At 64.8% G+C, this 15,414-nt stretch carries 13 protein-coding genes; 4 read left to right on the top strand and 9 right to left on the bottom strand.

The genetic code is table 11. The features are described 5' to 3' along the window. Positions 1 to 148 precede the first annotated feature (148 nt). On the top strand, positions 149 to 403 hold the full coding sequence (hfq, locus tag EMQ25_RS07010) for an RNA chaperone Hfq (RefSeq protein ID WP_127187836.1): 255 nt from the start codon (positions 149 to 151) through the stop codon (positions 401 to 403). Between the two features lie 89 nt (positions 404 to 492). Then, the gene (gene hflX, locus EMQ25_RS07005; RefSeq protein ID WP_127187835.1) at positions 493 to 1,842 is read left to right on the top strand and encodes a GTPase HflX; all 1,350 of its coding nucleotides are present in this window, start codon (positions 493 to 495) and stop codon (positions 1,840 to 1,842) included. 2 nt (positions 1,843 to 1,844) lie between these two features. Here the strand turns inward: hflX and mazG are convergent, their stop codons facing one another. From mazG to EMQ25_RS06965, 8 genes are all read right to left on the bottom strand, one after another. After that, a complete protein-coding gene (mazG, locus tag EMQ25_RS07000; protein ID WP_127187834.1) occupies positions 1,845 to 2,660 on the bottom strand; it encodes a nucleoside triphosphate pyrophosphohydrolase in 816 nt (271 codons plus the stop codon). Between the two features lie 319 nt (positions 2,661 to 2,979). Then, the gene (locus tag EMQ25_RS06995) at positions 2,980 to 3,816 is read right to left on the bottom strand and encodes an MBL fold metallo-hydrolase (RefSeq protein WP_244606508.1); all 837 of its coding nucleotides are present in this window, start codon (positions 3,814 to 3,816) and stop codon (positions 2,980 to 2,982) included. Next, complete coding sequence (locus EMQ25_RS06990; RefSeq protein WP_127187833.1) at positions 3,813 to 4,592, bottom strand: TatD family hydrolase; 780 nt, start codon at positions 4,590 to 4,592, stop codon at positions 3,813 to 3,815. The genes EMQ25_RS06995 and EMQ25_RS06990 overlap by 4 nt, the downstream gene beginning before the upstream one ends. Next, entirely contained in the window at positions 4,592 to 6,157 is a 1,566-nt protein-coding gene (gene metG, locus EMQ25_RS06985) for a methionine--tRNA ligase (RefSeq protein ID WP_127187832.1), read from the bottom strand. The genes EMQ25_RS06990 and metG overlap by 1 nt, the downstream gene beginning before the upstream one ends. After that, positions 6,154 to 7,197: an AAA family ATPase gene (locus EMQ25_RS06980; RefSeq protein WP_158625989.1), complete on the bottom strand. Its 1,044-nt coding sequence runs from the start codon at positions 7,195 to 7,197 to the stop codon at positions 6,154 to 6,156. The genes metG and EMQ25_RS06980 overlap by 4 nt, the downstream gene beginning before the upstream one ends. Beyond that, on the bottom strand, positions 7,194 to 7,865 hold the full coding sequence (tmk, locus tag EMQ25_RS06975; protein ID WP_244606507.1) for a dTMP kinase: 672 nt from the start codon (positions 7,863 to 7,865) through the stop codon (positions 7,194 to 7,196). The genes EMQ25_RS06980 and tmk overlap by 4 nt, the downstream gene beginning before the upstream one ends. Positions 7,866 to 7,914: 49 nt before the next feature. Then, the gene (locus EMQ25_RS06970; protein WP_127187829.1) at positions 7,915 to 9,075 is read right to left on the bottom strand and encodes a D-alanyl-D-alanine carboxypeptidase family protein; all 1,161 of its coding nucleotides are present in this window, start codon (positions 9,073 to 9,075) and stop codon (positions 7,915 to 7,917) included. A gap of 50 nt (positions 9,076 to 9,125) precedes the next feature. Next, entirely contained in the window at positions 9,126 to 10,184 is a 1,059-nt protein-coding gene (locus EMQ25_RS06965; protein ID WP_244606506.1) for a septal ring lytic transglycosylase RlpA family protein, read from the bottom strand. 219 nt (positions 10,185 to 10,403) lie between these two features. Here EMQ25_RS06965 and metH point away from each other — a divergent pair, with 219 nt between their 5' ends. Beyond that, the gene (gene metH / locus EMQ25_RS06960) at positions 10,404 to 14,165 is read left to right on the top strand and encodes a methionine synthase (protein ID WP_127187827.1); all 3,762 of its coding nucleotides are present in this window, start codon (positions 10,404 to 10,406) and stop codon (positions 14,163 to 14,165) included. Further along, the gene (locus EMQ25_RS06955; RefSeq protein WP_127187826.1) at positions 14,165 to 14,506 is read left to right on the top strand and encodes a hypothetical protein; all 342 of its coding nucleotides are present in this window, start codon (positions 14,165 to 14,167) and stop codon (positions 14,504 to 14,506) included. Before metH ends, EMQ25_RS06955 begins: the two co-directional genes overlap by 1 nt. Here the strand turns inward: EMQ25_RS06955 and EMQ25_RS06950 are convergent. Continuing rightward, complete coding sequence (locus EMQ25_RS06950; protein ID WP_127187825.1) at positions 14,496 to 15,398, bottom strand: bifunctional methylenetetrahydrofolate dehydrogenase/methenyltetrahydrofolate cyclohydrolase; 903 nt, start codon at positions 15,396 to 15,398, stop codon at positions 14,496 to 14,498. The genes EMQ25_RS06955 and EMQ25_RS06950 overlap by 11 nt on opposite strands. Positions 15,399 to 15,414: the final 16 nt, after the last annotated feature.

Below are 15,414 nucleotides of genomic sequence, written 5' to 3'. Positions count from 1 at the left end.
GGCAGCGTTTTGCAAACATGCCATACTCTTGATGTCGCTCCTCAAGGGAGTGACACCTCCCGGGGGACGGGGCGGTATCTCCGGGGTGGACAAATTGGCGATCCGAAGGATCGTTGAAGACACACTGCCGCCGAAAAAGAGGCCAAAAATGCCCGGCGAAAAGACGCAAAATCTTCAGGACGCGTTCCTGAACCACGTGCGCAAGCAGAAGGTCCCGGTCACCATCTTTCTGGTCAATGGGGTCAAGCTTCAGGGCGTCATCACTTGGTTCGACAATTTCTGCCTGCTGCTGCGGCGCGATGCTCAATCGCAGCTCGTCTACAAGCATGCGATCTCGACCATCATGCCCGGCGCACCCATCCAGCTGTTCGACCCGGAACACAACGCTGCCGACAGTGATTAACTCTGCAGTGCCGCGCCTTCGGGTCGCGGCAGATGCAGAACAGGAGAGCGCGCCCGTCACGCGTTGAGCGGGGCAGGGCGCCATAATTGATGGGCGAATTCGAAGAAGAGGAACTTGGTCTACAGCCTTTCGTGGACCAGACGATCGCGCCGACCCGCGCTGGGCTGATCGTGCCCGACATCCGCGGGCGGTTTTCTCGTCACAGCATCGAAGCGCGTCAGGCCGAATTCGAAGGGCTTGCCGAGGCCATCCGCCTCGACGTGCGCTTTTCAGAAGTCGTTCGCGTACGTGAGGTCAAGCCGTCGACGCTCCTCGGAGGCGGCGTGGTCAAGAGCCTGGCCGACCGGGTGAAGGCTGACGACATCGAGCTCCTGCTCGTGGATGCAGCGCTTACGCCGATCCAGCAGCGCAACCTCGAGCGCGAGACCGGCGCCAAGGTGCTCGACCGTACCGCGCTCATTCTCGAGATTTTCGGCGAGCGCGCGGCAACGCGTGAGGGCGTGCTCCAGGTCGAGCTCGCCCATCTCAACTACCAGAAGAGCCGGCTCGTGCGCTCCTGGACCCACCTTGAGCGCCAGCGCGGTGGCTTCGGCTTCCTCGGTGGGCCAGGCGAGACGCAGATCGAGAGCGACAGGCGCCAATTGCAGGAGCGTATCGCGCTTCTCGAAGAACGCATCGAGAAGGTGCGGCGCACGCGCTCCCAGCAGAAGGGCAGGCGCGATGACGTGCCGTTCCAGGTGGTCGCGCTGGTCGGGTACACCAATGCGGGGAAGTCCAGCCTGTTCAACGCACTGACCGGCTCGGAGGTGTTCGCCAAGGATCTGCTGTTTGCGACGCTGGACACCACCGTGCGCAAGATTGCGCTGCCGCATGGGCGAGAAGTGATGCTCTCGGACACGGTGGGGTTCGTCGCCGATCTGCCGACGGACCTCGTCGCGGCGTTCCGGGCAACGCTCGAAGAGGTCGTGGATGCCGACGTCGTCCTGCATGTGCGGGACGTCGCCAATCCCGACCACAATGCGCAGGCCGAGGATGTCCTGAAGGTCTTGGGCGATCTGGGTGTCACCGCCGACAGTGCAGCGATCATCGAGGTCTGGAACAAGATCGATTTGATCCCGGCGGAAGATCGCGAGGTGCTGCTCGAAGGCGTGCATCCGGCGGGGAGGGTGGTTGCCACAGTGCCCGTCTCGGCAGTAACGGGCGAGGGGCTGGACGACCTCAAGCTTGCCGTTGAAACCGCGCTCGCAGAGCAAAGCCGGCGCTACAAGCTTTATCTGCCGCACAGCGACGGTGCAGAGGTCGGATGGCTCTACAACCACGCCGAGATCATTTCCCGCGACGAGAGTGACCCGGAGGGCGTCACATTCGAAGTGCGGGTCGAGCCTCGACATAGTGCAGCCTTTGCAAGCCGCTATGCCGGCAGGATCATGCCTGCCTGAGTTCAGCGCTGCTTATCGGCGCGGCGTATTTCCGTCCAGTAAGCCTCCAGTTGAGCGAGGCCGGCCTCGTCGAGGGCCACACCATCCTCGCGGCAGCGCTCTTCCACATGGTGAAACCGTCGGGTGAACTTGCGGTTGGCATCGCGCAATGCGCCTTCGGCATCAACACCCAGATGGCGCGCCAGGTTGGCAACCGAAAACAGTAGATCGCCGATCTCCTCATGCATGGCCGGCTTGTCGCCATCCGCCATGGCGCCCCGAACTTCTTCGAGCTCTTCTTCGACCTTGTCCAGCACCGAGGCGCCATCGGGCCAGTCGAAGCCGACCCGCGCCGCACGCTTTGCCAGCTTCTCGGCGCGGGCCAGGGCCGGCAGAGGCAGCGGGACATCGTCCAGGACAGAAGACGTCGCCTCGACAGTCTTCCGCGCAGCTTTCTGAGCACGCTCATCGGCCTTGATGTCTTCCCAGCGGGCCTTGGCGCCGCCAGCATCTGCGGCCGCGACGTCTCCGAAGACGTGCGGGTGACGCCGGATCAGCTTACGCGTGATCGCCTCGATCACGTCGCCAATATCGAAGAGCCCGCGCTCGGCGGCCATTTGCGCGTGGTAGATCGGCTGCAGGATCAAATCACCGAGTTCCTCGCGAAGGTCGTCAAAATCCTCTCGCTCGATCGCGTCGGCAACCTCATAGGCTTCTTCGATCGTATAGTGCCGGATCGATGCGAAATCCTGTTCCAGGTCCCACGGGCAGCCGGTCTCGCGATCGCGTAGCGCAGCCATGATCTCGACCAGTCGTGAGAGCTCGCGTGAAGGCTGCATCTGAGGCTCCTGCAGGAATCGATGACGCACCGTAGCGGAAGATAAGGGGGCTCGCATTGGTCGACGACGCAGTGGTGGCCGGGCTGAGGGCTCGATGCAGGTTCACGAAAAGGGGACGGCATCAGCTGATCGAGAGGCCAGCAAAGGCCAGTCGTACTGGGACAACGTCACCGACCCGGTTTTCGCATAAGAGATATTATGGAACTTTTGGGTAGATCGATTTGTTGATTTTGCTGCGTTTTCAGCGCTCCAGCGCTGCGATTGCCGATTATGGCTTGGATACGGGAGGCGTGGATAAATTCCCGCGCTGCCGCTTGTCTCAGTCGAGGACCCTACCGGCGGTGACGTCGATCTTCATGCCGTCGAATGCCGGCTGGACGTTTGGCGGGGTCGTCGCCAGCAGCTCAGTGTAATCGAGATCGATGTGCAGGTTGGTCAGCACCGCCTGGCGAGGCGCAAGCTGCTCGATGAGCCTGAGCGATTCCGGCAGGCTCAGATGGCTCGGATGCGGCGTCGGCCGCAAGGCGTCTAGAACCCAGATGTCGAGATTGCTCACGCTTGGCAGCGCCTGTGGCGGCAAGGCTGAGAGGTCGCAGGAATATGCGAAGCCGCCAACGCGAAAGCCCAGCGAATTGATGTTGCCGTGGATCTGGTCGAAGGCGCGCACGGTGATCGTTCCGCCCGGACCATCGACCTCGAGCGTATCGCCAGGCTCGATGATGTGCTGGTTGAGGATGGGCGGATAGTCACTGCCGGCCGGCGCGGTGAAGCAATAAGCGAAGGACGGCACGATCCGGGCGGCGGCTTCCTGGGTGAAGTAGACGTTCACCCGGCGCCGGTTGTTGAGCGCCAGGACCCGGAGGTCATCGATGCCATGAGTGTGGTCGGCGTGCTCGTGGGTGTAGAGAACGGCGTCGAGCCGGTCCACTTCGGCCTCGAGAAGCTGCTCGCGAAGGTCGCAGCCTGTATCGATGAGGACGCGTGTGGGCGCCGTAATGCCCTCGGTAAACCCTTCGAGCAGCAGCGAACAGCGTCGCCGCCTGTTGCGCGGCTCGTTTGGGTCGCAGGCGCCCCAGATATTGCCGATGCGCGGGACGCCGCCGGAGGATCCGCAGCCCAGGATTGTCGCGATGATCCTCTGGGCAGCAGGCATCATGCCATTCCGGTCTTGGAGAACAGACGCGCGAAGTTCGCGGTCGTCTGGTCGGCCAGTTGGCCGAAGGATACGCCGCGGATCTCTGCCAGTTTCTCGGCAGCGTGTCGCGTGTAAGCCGGCTCGTTCGCCTCCCCACGATGCGGGATCGGCGCCAGATATGGAGCGTCGGTTTCGACGAGTATCCGGTCGCCAGGCACTTCACGGGCGATCGCGCGGATCTCCTCGGCATTCTTGAAGGTGATGATGCCCGAGAAGGAAATATAGCCACCCAGCTCGAGGCCGACCCGCGCGAGTTCCGGCCCTGCGGTGAAGCAGTGCAATACGAAGGGGAAGGCCCCCTCCTCCGCTGACTGCTGAAGGATCCGGACCATGTCATCGTCTGCCGCACGGCTGTGGATGACCAGCGGCAGGCCGGTTTCCCGGGCGGCGACGATGTGGCGCCGCAACCCTTCTGCCTGTGCCTCGCGCGGGGCGTTGTCGTAGAAATAGTCGAGGCCCGCCTCCCCGATCGCAACGCATTTGCGATGCTCGGAGAGCGCGATCAGGTCCTGCGCGGCAATATCCAGTTCCTCATCGGCATTGTGCGGGTGAGTGCCCACCGAGCACCAGACCTGGCTGTAGGCGTCGGCGATCGCGGTGATCGTGTCGAATTTCTTGACCCGCGTGCATATGGTCACCATCGCGCCGACGCCGGCGGTCTCGGCGCGCGCCAGCACCGCCGGTAGATCGGCCGACAGGGCTTCGAAATCGAGATGGCAGTGGCTGTCGACCAGCATCAGGCGCCAGCCTTGTCGCGCTCGAAGCGCTGGAAGACGGGCTCTGGCGTCAGCAACACCGTGCCGGGCTTCAATGCACCCGCGTCATCGGCATCGGACATCAGCCGGTCGGCATCGGAAACCGCGAGGAAGTCGAGGATCTTGCCTGCCGATCCGGGGATGAACGCCAATGCGGGGATCGTGACACGCCTGATGGTTTCGGCGGTAACGTAGAGCACCGTGCCCATCCGCTCGAAATCGGTTTTCTTCAAGGCCCAGGGTTCCTGGCTCGCGAAGTAGCGGTTTGCTTCTCCGACCACCTCCCAGAGTGCGGCGACTGCCTCGTGCACGAGCTGCCGGTCCATCGCCTCGCTCGCGCGGGTAATCGCGGTATCGGCGAGGGTGAGCAAAGCCTGGTCGGCTTCGCTATAGGCACCAGGTTTCGGCACGACGCCGGCGCAGTTCTTGCCGATCATCGAAAGCGAACGCTGCGCCAGGTTACCGAGGTCATTGGCGAGATCGGCATTGTTGCGATTGATGAATTTGTCGCGGCCGAAATCACCATCCTGCCCGAAGCTGACCTCGCGCAGGCAGTAGAACCGGACGGGGTCGATGCCGAACTCCTCGATCAGGGCGAACGGATCGATGACGTTGCCGAGCGATTTGCTCATCTTCTTGCCCTCGACCGTCAGGAAGCCATGGGCGAAGACGCGGTGCTGCACCGCAAGGCCTGCGCTCATCAGGAATGCCGGCCAGTAGACGGTGTGGAAGCGCACGATGTCCTTGCCGATGACGTGCAGGTCTGCCGGCCAGTAGCGCCTGAAGCTTTCGCTTTCGGTATCGGGATATCCGACGCCGGTGATGTAGTTGGTCAGGGCGTCCACCCAGACATACATCACGTGCCCCGGAGCGTCGGGCACGGGGATGCCCCAGTCGAAGGTGGTGCGGGAAATCGAAAGGTCCTGCAGCCCGGATTTGACGAAGGACATCACTTCATTGCGGCGCTCGCGCGGTGCGATGAAGTCGGGGTTGTCCTCGTAATGCTTCAGCAACCGGTCCTGATAGGCCGATAGGCGGAAGAAGTATGATGGCTCCACCACCCACTCGACCGGCGCGCCGGAAGGGGCAAACTTTCGCCCCTCGCCGTCCTCGGAAAGCTCGCTCTCGTCGAAATAAGCTTCGTCGCGCACCGAATACCAGCCTTCATAGCTCGACTGATAGATGTCGCCATTGGCGAGCATTTTGCGCCACAGATCCTGAGCGGACCTGTGATGCCGCTCTTCGGTCGTGCGAATGAAGTCGTCGTTGGAAATGTCGAGCGCACCCGCCAACGCCTTGAACCGTGCGGCGTTTCTTTCTGCGAGCTCCTGCACGGTGATGCCCTGGGCCTGGGCGGTCTGCACCATCTTGATGCCGTGCTCGTCAGTGCCCGTGAGGAAAAAGACGTCCCGGCCCTCGAGTCGCTTCCAACGCGCGATCGCATCGGTGGCGATCATCTCATAGGCATGCCCGATATGCGGGTCGCCATTGGGATAGGAGATAGCAGTGGTGACGTAGAAGGGTTCGCGGTCTTGCTTGTCGGTCATGGTCGCTCGATCGGGGGCGCGTGAAGCTCGGCATGGCTGCGGATCGCGTCGAGAACCGCAGTCAGGGTCTGCCGGGCATCGAGGTTGAGGCTATCCGCCTCGGCAAACAGGGCGTGCGCCTTGTCCCATAGCTCGTTTGCGGAGGCAAGCCGGCTGCGCTGAGCCGGGCCGGCGATCGCCGCCTCGCGCGCCTCGCGAGCGAGGGCAGCCAGAATGAGTTCTCGGGCAAACCCCGCTTCCGCCCCGGCCTTGTCGGCTGCGATGGCGTCGGCAATTGCCATATGGGCGGCCGGCGTCATGAGCGGGTTGTCGAGCCATCCGGATAGAACGGGCAGAACCCCCTCGCCGCCCAGCATCAGCGCCTCGAACCCGCGGCGTGGTCGGCCGGAAGCGAGTTTCACCGCCTCGCCGATCTGGGCACTATCCGACGCTCCTCCGTTCGCGCTCAGCACTGCCCGGACGTCCTCATCGGGCAACGGCCGCAGCGCGACGACATGGCAGCGAGAGCGGATGGTTGGCAGCAACGTGCCCGGGCGGTGCGAGACGAGCAGGAAGACCGTATCGGCGGGCGGCTCTTCGAGGGTCTTCAGCAGCGCGTTGGCAGCGCTCGGATTACAGTCGTCTATGCTGTCGATGATGGCGATGCGGTGGCCCGCGCGCCCCCGCGTCCGCCGCATGCGCTCGCGCAGATCGCGAATCTCGTCGACGCGGATCACGGTATAGAAGCTGCGTGCGTCCTTGAGCTGTTTGCGCAGCACGAACAGGTTGGGATGTGCGTCCGCAATCACCTGCTCGTCGACGCGGTGGGCGTCCTCATCCCCAGTCGCGGTGAGGATGTCGCGGGCAATGCGGAAGGCCAGGGTCGCCTTGCCGATGCCCTGTGGTCCATGCAGCAGGATTGCTCCGGGCAGTCGGCCTGCCGTGATCTGCTCGCGGATCGCCGCAAGTGGCCCGGCGTGACCGAAAAGATGCGGCTGGTGTTCGGGCAGTGGGACGCCGTCGAGCTGGTCCGGTTCGCGCCGTTCGTCCGTCCCGCTCACGATCCGCGCCCGGCAAGCAGCTCGGGGAAGCGTTTGGTCAGGACCGACCAGATGCGGATCTCCAGCGCATCCGGGGTCTGGGCCGCGGGAATGACCACGCACCGCTCGGGATTGTTGCGCGCGATTTCAAGGAACGCCTCGCGGAGCCGGCTATGCCATTCAAGGTCTTCCTTCTCGAACCGGTCGCCGGTTTCGACCAGGGCGCCCTCCAGTTCCCGGCGGCTGACGCGGTCGAACGCTTCCTCGGGGTCCATGTCGAGCACTATGGTGAGATCCGGGGCGTGCCCGTCGAGCGCGAGCACCTCGAGGCCCGTGATCAGCTTCTCGTCTACCCCGCCGGTCAGTCCCTGATAGGCGCGGGTGGAATCATGGAAGCGGTCCGAGATCACCCATTTCCCCGATGCGAGGCTCGGGGCGATCAGCTCCTTGACGTGGTCATGGCGGGCAGCCGCAAAGAGCACGGCCTCGGCTCCGGCACCCCAGCTCTCGCTGCGCCCCTGCAGGATGTAGGAGCGGATCGCCTCGGCCTTGGGGGTGCCGCCCGGTTCGCGCGTCGCAACCGCGTCAACCGAGAGGCGGCGCAGCGTCGCGAGCAGGCGCTTGACCTGGGTGGACTTGCCGACCCCCTCGCCGCCTTCAAAAGTGACGAAGCGGGCTGGGCGCGGCAAAGGCACATCCAGCATGGATTGATCTATCCCGATTATGTCGCCCCTGGGCTCAGAGCCAGCCAATGGCCAGGTGCTTCAGGGCGTCCGTTGCCTTGCGCATGAGATCGCCCTCGCCGACATCGCGGCCGGCAAAGAGTGGCGTCTGCTGCACCAGCACCCCATTGCACATCACGTGCAGTTCGGCAACTTGCGTTCCCTCGGCCACCGGGGGCCGGAGGGGCCCGCGATAGACGATGCTCGCCTGCGGGCAGTTCTGTGCGCCGCGGGGAATGAAAAGGTCGATCTTGCCATTGCCGACCAGCGGAACGCTGGGCTCGGCACCGCCATAGACGTCGGCGTGCCCGACCACGGCGCCTTCGGGATAGATCGGCAGCAGCTCGAACCCGCGCGTGCCCCAGGTGATGAGCTTACGCCCCTCTTCGGCGCGCTCGCGCATGCTGTCGAGGCCGTGCACGACCGCGATCAGCCGACGTCCGCCCGCCGTGGTCGAGGCGACGATGCCATAGCCGGCAGCATTGGTGTGTCCAGTCTTCAGGCCGTCCACGCCGATCCCCATCTCGACCAGCGAGTTTCGGTTCTGCTGGCGGATGTTGTTCCAGGTGAATTCCTGCTCCGAGAACATGTGATAGTGCTCGGGATATTCCCGGATCAGATAGCGTCCGAGATCGGCCAGATCGCGGGCCGTCGAATACATGTCGGGGTCGGGAAGCCCGGCGGCATTGGTGAAGTGGGAGTTCTCGAGCCCGATCCGCTGGGCGGTCTGGTTCATTACGAGCGCGAAGGTTTCTTCAGTTCCTGCAATGCCTTCGGCGAGCGCGATGGAGGCGTCATTGCCCGACTGGATGATGACCGATCGCAGCAGGTCCTCGACCCGGACGCGGGAATTGAGCTCGGCGAACATGGTGGAGCCCCCCGATGCAGCGCCGCCGGTGCGCCAGGCATGTTCGGAGATGAAGAACTCGTCATCCATGGTGAGCCGGCCGCGCCGGATCTCGTCGAAGACGACGGCGATCGTCATCAGCTTGGCCATGCTGGCCGGCTCGAGACGCTCGTCGGCATTCTTCTGATAGAGCATCGTGCCCGACTCGAAGTCCATCAGCGCGGCGAACTCGGCGGTGGTGGAGAAGTCCTGTGCGCCGGCAGTTCCGCCGAACGACGCCAGACCCAGGACGGCAAGGACTGCGCCTATCCTTCTGATGCGGTTGAGCATGTCCATTCTCCCACCCATAGAATTCACCAGGTTGCCCGCCCGGCTGCAGTCTAGCGCAAGGAGAGGCCCGTGAGACCCAGCCTGTCGGCCAGCGCGATCACATCGGTGCGACCGACGCCGGGCTTGAGTCGGGTCAGCGTCAGCTGCGTTGCGCGCCGGCCGCCGATCTCGATCTCCGTTTCTTCGACCGCGCCGAGCAGTGCGAACTCGGTAGCCAGCCTATCGGCATTGTCGCGATTGGCAAAGGCGCCGAGGCTGAGCCGGATGGCGCGGGCATCTTCGTCGATGGTCTCAGCCCAGGCGTCGAGGGCGTTCGGTCGCGTGGCCATGGCTTCGGCCGCCGCGTGTGCGGCGCTGATGGCGCGGGCGCCTTCGGCAGGGTCGGCATAGCCGAACATGCCGCCGATGAAGTCGCTCGCCATGCCCACGAGGGAGGTCGGGCGCCCTCCTCCGCTCGAGGCTACGCGGGTGTTTCCCTGCTGCGGGAGCGGGGGACCGGAGACGCTGGCGAGGAGCATGCGGGTGTCGTCGCCCTCGAGCGGCGCGGGGCCGACATAGGCGACGTGGACGTTGGTCGAGCCCTTGTTGACATAGCCGAGGAGCTCGGCGGACCGGTGCGAGAGGTCGATGATCCGGCCCGCGACGTAGGGGCCGCGGTCGTTGATGCGGACGGTGACGGCGCGGCCATTGTCGAGATTGGTGACCCGGACATAGGACGGCAGCGGCAGCGTGGGGTGGGCGCCGGTGATTGCGTTGGCCGAGAAGATCTCGCCATTGGCCGTCTTGCGGCCGTGGAAATCCGAGCCGTACCAGGACGCGGTGCCGGTGGCGCTATAGTCGGGTTGGTGTGCAGGAGTGTAGGTAACCCCCCGCACCGTATAGGCATTTCCGACCTGATAGCGCCCGCCGCCGCGTGGCGGGTTGGGGTTGGTGGTGACGCGGGGGGAGACCGCGACGCCATATTCGGACGAGGTGAAGGCGGCCCGCTTGACGGTCGCTCCGGTGCCTACGAAGCCGCCTCCGCTGCAGGCGGCGAGCAGCGCTCCGCTCGCAATGCAGAGGACGGAAAGGCGGGCTGCCCGGCGAAGGGAGCGGGGGTTGGAAGTCAAGAGCACATACCTCGAGTCGATCCTGACGGCGACCATAACCAAGGTTCGCCGGCTTATCCCCCATCGGACGCGATCGTGGTTGCCCTGCGGTTAATTCGATACAATGTGGCGTCAAATTTTATCGAAATTACACAAGTTTGAAATCGGGCTGGCCATCATATAAAGAAATCTTTATATGCTCGACCCGAATGTCGCGCCAACCAGTATCGGGCACGCAGAATGACCGCTTCCTCCTCATCCGCCCCCTCGCCTCTTCCCCGTCAAGACGGAAAAGAAATCCTCGCGGCGTTGAACGCTGCGGCAGCGGAGCGAATCCTCATCCTCGACGGTGCGATGGGGACGATGATCCAGAAGCTCGGTTTCACCGAGGATAACTTCCGCGGCGAGCGGTTCGAGGATTGGGAGCGCCCCCTGCAGGGCAATAACGACCTGCTGGTTCTGACCGAGCCCAAGGCGATCGAGGATATCCACTACGCCTACGCGATGGCGGGCGCTGATCTGCTCGAGACCAACACGTTCTCCTCGACGACGATCGCCCAGGCCGATTACGGCATGGAGGCGCTGGCGCGCGAGATGAACGTCGCGGCAGCGCAGATCGCGCGTCGGGCTGCCGACCGCGCGCAGAAGGATGATGGCCGACGCCGTTTCGTCGCCGGTGCGGTCGGCCCGACCAACCGGACCGCATCGATATCCCCGGACGTCAACAATCCCGGCTATCGAGCGGTGAGCTTCGATGAGTTGCGGATCGCCTATGGCGAGCAGATCGAGGGGCTGATCGAGGGCGGCTCGGACATCATCCTGATCGAGACGATCTTCGATACGCTGAACGCCAAGGCGGCGGTGTTCGCGTGCAACGAGGTGTTCGCGCGGATGGGCGTGACGCTGCCGGTGATGATCTCGGGCACGATCACCGATCTGTCGGGCCGGACCCTGTCGGGCCAGACGCCGACCGCCTTCTGGTACGCGCTGCGCCATGCCGAGCCCTTCACCATCGGGCTCAACTGCGCCCTCGGAGCCAATGCGATGCGGGCGCATCTGGCGGAACTGGCCGGAGTGGCCGATACGCTGGTCTGCGCCTATCCCAATGCGGGGCTGCCCAACGAGTTCGGGCAGTATGACGAAAGCCCAGAGGCGATGGCCCACCAGATCGAGGGCTTTGCCCGGGACGGGCTCGTCAACATCGTGGGCGGCTGCTGCGGCTCGACGCCCGAGCACATCGCGGCGATCGCAAAAGCCGTCGGGCGGCACGCGCCGCGCGCGGTGCCCGAAGCCGAGAAGCTGATGCGGCTATCCGGGCTCGAGCCCTTCACGCTCACTGCGGACATCCCCTTCGTCAACATCGGGGAGCGCACCAATGTCACCGGGTCGGCCCGGTTCAGGAAGCTGATCACCGCGGGCGACTACGCGGCCGCGCTCGATGTCGCGCGCGACCAGGTCGAGAACGGCGCCCAGATCATCGACATCAACATGGATGAGGGCCTGATCGATTCCGAGAAGGTGATGGTGGAGTTCCTCAACCTCGTCGCCTCCGAGCCCGACATTGCGCGGGTACCGGTGATGATCGACAGCTCCAAATGGGAGGTGATCGAGGCCGGGCTCAAATGCGTGCAGGGCAAGCCGCTGGTCAACTCGATCTCGATGAAGGAGGGCGAGGAGACCTTCCTGCGCCAGGCGCGACTCTGCCGAGCATATGGCGCCGCAGTGGTCGTGATGGCGTTCGACGAGAAGGGGCAGGCCGACACCGAGGCGCGCAAGGTCGAGATCTGCACTCGCGCCTACAAGCTCCTGACCGAAGAGGCCGGCTTCCCGCCCGAGGACATCATCTTCGATCCCAACGTCTTCGCGGTCGCCACGGGCATCGAGGAGCACAACAATTACGGCGTCGACTTCATCGAGGCCACGCGCCGGATCATCGAGACGCTGCCGCACGTGCACATTTCGGGCGGGGTTTCGAACCTCTCCTTCTCGTTCCGCGGCAACGAGCCGGTGCGCGAGGCGATGCATGCGGTGTTCCTCTACCACGCCATCCAGGCGGGCATGGACATGGGGATCGTCAATGCCGGGCAATTGGCCGTTTATGAATCGATCGACCCCGAGCTCCGCGATGCCTGCGAGGACGTGATCCTCAACCGCAATCCGGATGCGACGGAGCGGCTGCTCGACCTTGCCGAACGCTATCGCGGCGCCGGCGGACGGGAGGCAAAGGCCAAGGATCTGTCCTGGCGCGAAAAGCCGGTCGAGGAGCGCATTGCCCATGCGCTGGTCAACGGCATCACCGAATATATCGATGCGGACACCGAAGAGGCGCGCCTCAGGGCGGAGCGCCCGCTGCATGTCATCGAGGGCCCGCTGATGGCGGGCATGAACATCGTCGGCGACCTGTTCGGCGCGGGCAAGATGTTCCTGCCGCAGGTGGTGAAATCGGCCCGCGTGATGAAGCAGGCCGTGGCGGTGCTGCTGCCCTACATGGAAGCCGAGAAACTCGCAAATGGCGGGGAAGGCCGGCAGAGCGCAGGCAAGATCCTGATGGCGACGGTGAAGGGCGACGTGCACGACATCGGCAAGAACATCGTCGGGGTCGTGCTCGCCTGCAACAATTACGAGATCATCGACCTCGGGGTCATGGTGCCGGCGAGCAAGATCCTCGAGACGGCGAAGGCCGAGAAGGTCGACGCGATCGGGCTTTCGGGGCTGATCACCCCCTCGCTCGACGAAATGGCGCACGTTGCCGCCGAGATGGAGCGCGAAGGCTTCGACATTCCGCTGCTGATCGGTGGGGCGACGACCAGCCGCGTCCACACGGCCGTCAAGATCCACCCGCGCTATGCGCGCGGGCAGACCGTCTATGTAAACGATGCGAGCCGCGCGGTGGGCGTGGTCTCCAACCTGCTCTCGGACCAGATGCGGGAGGGGTTCGTGCAGACGGTGCGGGACGAGTACCGGCAGGTGGCCGAGCGCCATGCGCGCAGCGAGGAGGAGAAGCTGCGGCTGCCGCTGGAGCGGGCTCGGGAGAACGCCTTCCGGCCCGACTGGTCGAGCTATGTCCCGCCCCGCCCGAGCTTTCTGGGCACGCAGGTGTTCGAGGACTGGGATCTCGAGGAGCTGAGCCGCTACATCGACTGGACGCCCTTCTTCCAGACCTGGGAGTTGAAGGGCCGTTATCCGCAGATCCTCGAGGACGAGCGGCAGGGCGAGGCGGCGCGGCAGCTCTTTGCCGATGCGCAGGCGATGCTTCAAAAGATCATTTCGGAGAAATGGTTTACGCCCAAGGCGGTGGTGGGCTTCTGGCCGGCCGGCGCCGTTGGCGAGGACATCAGGCTCTTCACCGATGAGGCGCGCACGAGCAAACTTGCGACGCTCTTCACCCTGCGCCAGCAATTGTCCAAGCGCGACGGGCGGCCGAACATGGCGCTGGCCGATTTCGTGGCTCCGGTCGAGAGCGGCAAGGCCGATTATCTCGGCGGGTTCGTGGTGACGGCCGGCACCGGGGAGATCGAGATCGCCAAGCGGTTCGAGGCGGCCCATGACGACTATTCCTCGATCCTCGTGAAGGCGCTGGCGGACCGCTTTGCCGAAGCGTTTGCCGAGCGCATGCACGAGAAGGTGCGCAAGGAATTCTGGGGCTATGGGGCGGACGAGACCTTTACCCCCGAGATGCTGATCGGCGAGCCTTATCGCGGCATCCGCCCGGCGCCGGGCTATCCCGCCCAGCCCGACCACACCGAGAAGACGACGCTCTTTTCGCTGCTCGACGCCAAGGCGCGGATCGGGGTCAGCCTGACCGAAAGCTATGCGATGTGGCCGGGCTCGTCGGTTTCGGGGCTCTATTTCTCGCATCCCGAAAGCTATTATTTCGGGGTGGCAAAGGTGGAGCGAGACCAGGTGGAGGATTATGCCGCCCGCAAGGGCATGGCGGTGGCCGAAGTCGAGCGCTGGCTCGGGCCGATCCTCAACTACGTGCCGGGCGCGAAGGCCAATTGATGAGCAGCCCGGGCGATGCCCGCATACCAGTGAACGTGGTGGCGGGGCCCCTGCCCCCGATGTCCGAGGGCGTCGCGGTCGTGACCCTTGCCGGCGCGCTCCACGCGCATGCGCCGGGCGCGGAATGCCCCGCCTGCGCGAGCCGCGCCGATGTGCGCACCGCGCTTTTCAATCTGCTCGAGGAAGCGCGGCTCGGGCTGCGCCCCGAGCCGCTGGAGGTGATCGTGGACGCCGGATCGCCCGAACGGGCCGAGCGGGCGCGGGCGGCGCTTTCAGGTCTATTGCCGGCGACGGGGCTGCGCGACCACAGGGTCGCGCGCCGGTTCGTCCTCAAGGCGTAAGGTCGCTCGGGGGCACGAGCCCGTTGATCAGCGAGGCCGTGGTGACCGTGTTGGCGAGGAGGCAGGCGATGGTCATCGGGCCAACACCGCCCGGCACCGGGGTGATCGCGCCGGCGATCCCCAGGGCGCTTTCATAATCGACATCGCCGACGAGGCGGGTCTTGCCCTCGCCCTTTTCGGGCGCAGGCACGCGATTGATGCCGACATCGATGACGGTCGCGCCGGGCTTCAGCCATTCGCCCTTGACCATCAGCGGGCGCCCTACGGCGGCCACCACGATATCGGCCTGCGCAAGCAGCGCGGGCAGATCGCGGGTGCGCGAATGGGCGATGGTGACTGTGCAGTTTTCCCGCAGGAGAAGCTGGGCCATCGGCTTGCCGACGAGATTGGAGCGGCCGACGATGACGGCGTTGAGCCCCGACAGCGTGCCGAGCTGGTCGCGCAGCAGCATGAGACAGCCGAGCGGCGTGCAGGAGACCGGCGCCGGCAACCCGATGGTGAGCTTGCCGACATTGGCCGGGGTAAAGCAATCGACGTCCTTTTCGGGCGCGATGGCTTCGATGACGCGGATGGGGTCGATGTGATCGGGCACGGGCATCTGCACGAGGATGCCGTGGATCGCGGGGTCGGCATTGAGCCGGCCGATCAGCGCGAGGAGCTCGGCCTCGGGGACCTCCGCGGCGAGCTCGTATTTTTCAGAATGCATGCCGACTTCGGCGGTCTGGCGAGCCTTGTTGGTCACGTAGACGCGGCTGGCGGGGTCCTCGCCCACGATGACGACCGCTAGGCCGGGCGTGATCCCGTGATCGGCCTTCAGCCGTTCGACATGGCCGGCAATGCGGGCGCGCAGGCCCTCGGCATAGCTCTTGCCGTCGATGATGGTCGCAGTCATGGCAGACCCCCGCTTG

Origin of the sequence: Arsenicitalea aurantiaca (genome assembly GCF_003994485.1) — a bacterium.
Classification (GTDB): Bacteria; Pseudomonadota; Alphaproteobacteria; order Rhizobiales; family Devosiaceae; genus Arsenicitalea; species Arsenicitalea aurantiaca.
The sequence above is the reverse complement of the archived record's forward strand: the minus strand, read 5'-3'. Positions and strand labels throughout refer to the sequence as shown.

Excerpts from the sequence above, each read along its gene's own strand:
- hfq (WP_127187836.1), top strand. The coding sequence starts at position 149 with ATGCCCGGCGAAAAGACGCAAAATCTTCAGGACGCGTTCCTGAACCAC.
- hflX (WP_127187835.1), top strand. The coding sequence starts at position 493 with ATGGGCGAATTCGAAGAAGAGGAACTTGGTCTACAGCCTTTCGTGGAC.
- mazG (WP_127187834.1), bottom strand. The coding sequence starts at position 2,660 with ATGCAGCCTTCACGCGAGCTCTCACGACTGGTCGAGATCATGGCTGCG.
- EMQ25_RS06995 (WP_244606508.1), bottom strand. The coding sequence starts at position 3,816 with ATGATGCCTGCTGCCCAGAGGATCATCGCGACAATCCTGGGCTGCGGA.
- EMQ25_RS06990 (WP_127187833.1), bottom strand. The coding sequence starts at position 4,592 with ATGCTGGTCGACAGCCACTGCCATCTCGATTTCGAAGCCCTGTCGGCC.
- metG (WP_127187832.1), bottom strand. The coding sequence starts at position 6,157 with ATGACCGACAAGCAAGACCGCGAACCCTTCTACGTCACCACTGCTATC.
- EMQ25_RS06970 (WP_127187829.1), bottom strand. The coding sequence starts at position 9,075 with ATGCTCAACCGCATCAGAAGGATAGGCGCAGTCCTTGCCGTCCTGGGT.
- metH (WP_127187827.1), top strand. The coding sequence starts at position 10,404 with ATGACCGCTTCCTCCTCATCCGCCCCCTCGCCTCTTCCCCGTCAAGAC.
- EMQ25_RS06955 (WP_127187826.1), top strand. The coding sequence starts at position 14,165 with ATGAGCAGCCCGGGCGATGCCCGCATACCAGTGAACGTGGTGGCGGGG.
- EMQ25_RS06950 (WP_127187825.1), bottom strand. The coding sequence starts at position 15,398 with ATGACTGCGACCATCATCGACGGCAAGAGCTATGCCGAGGGCCTGCGC.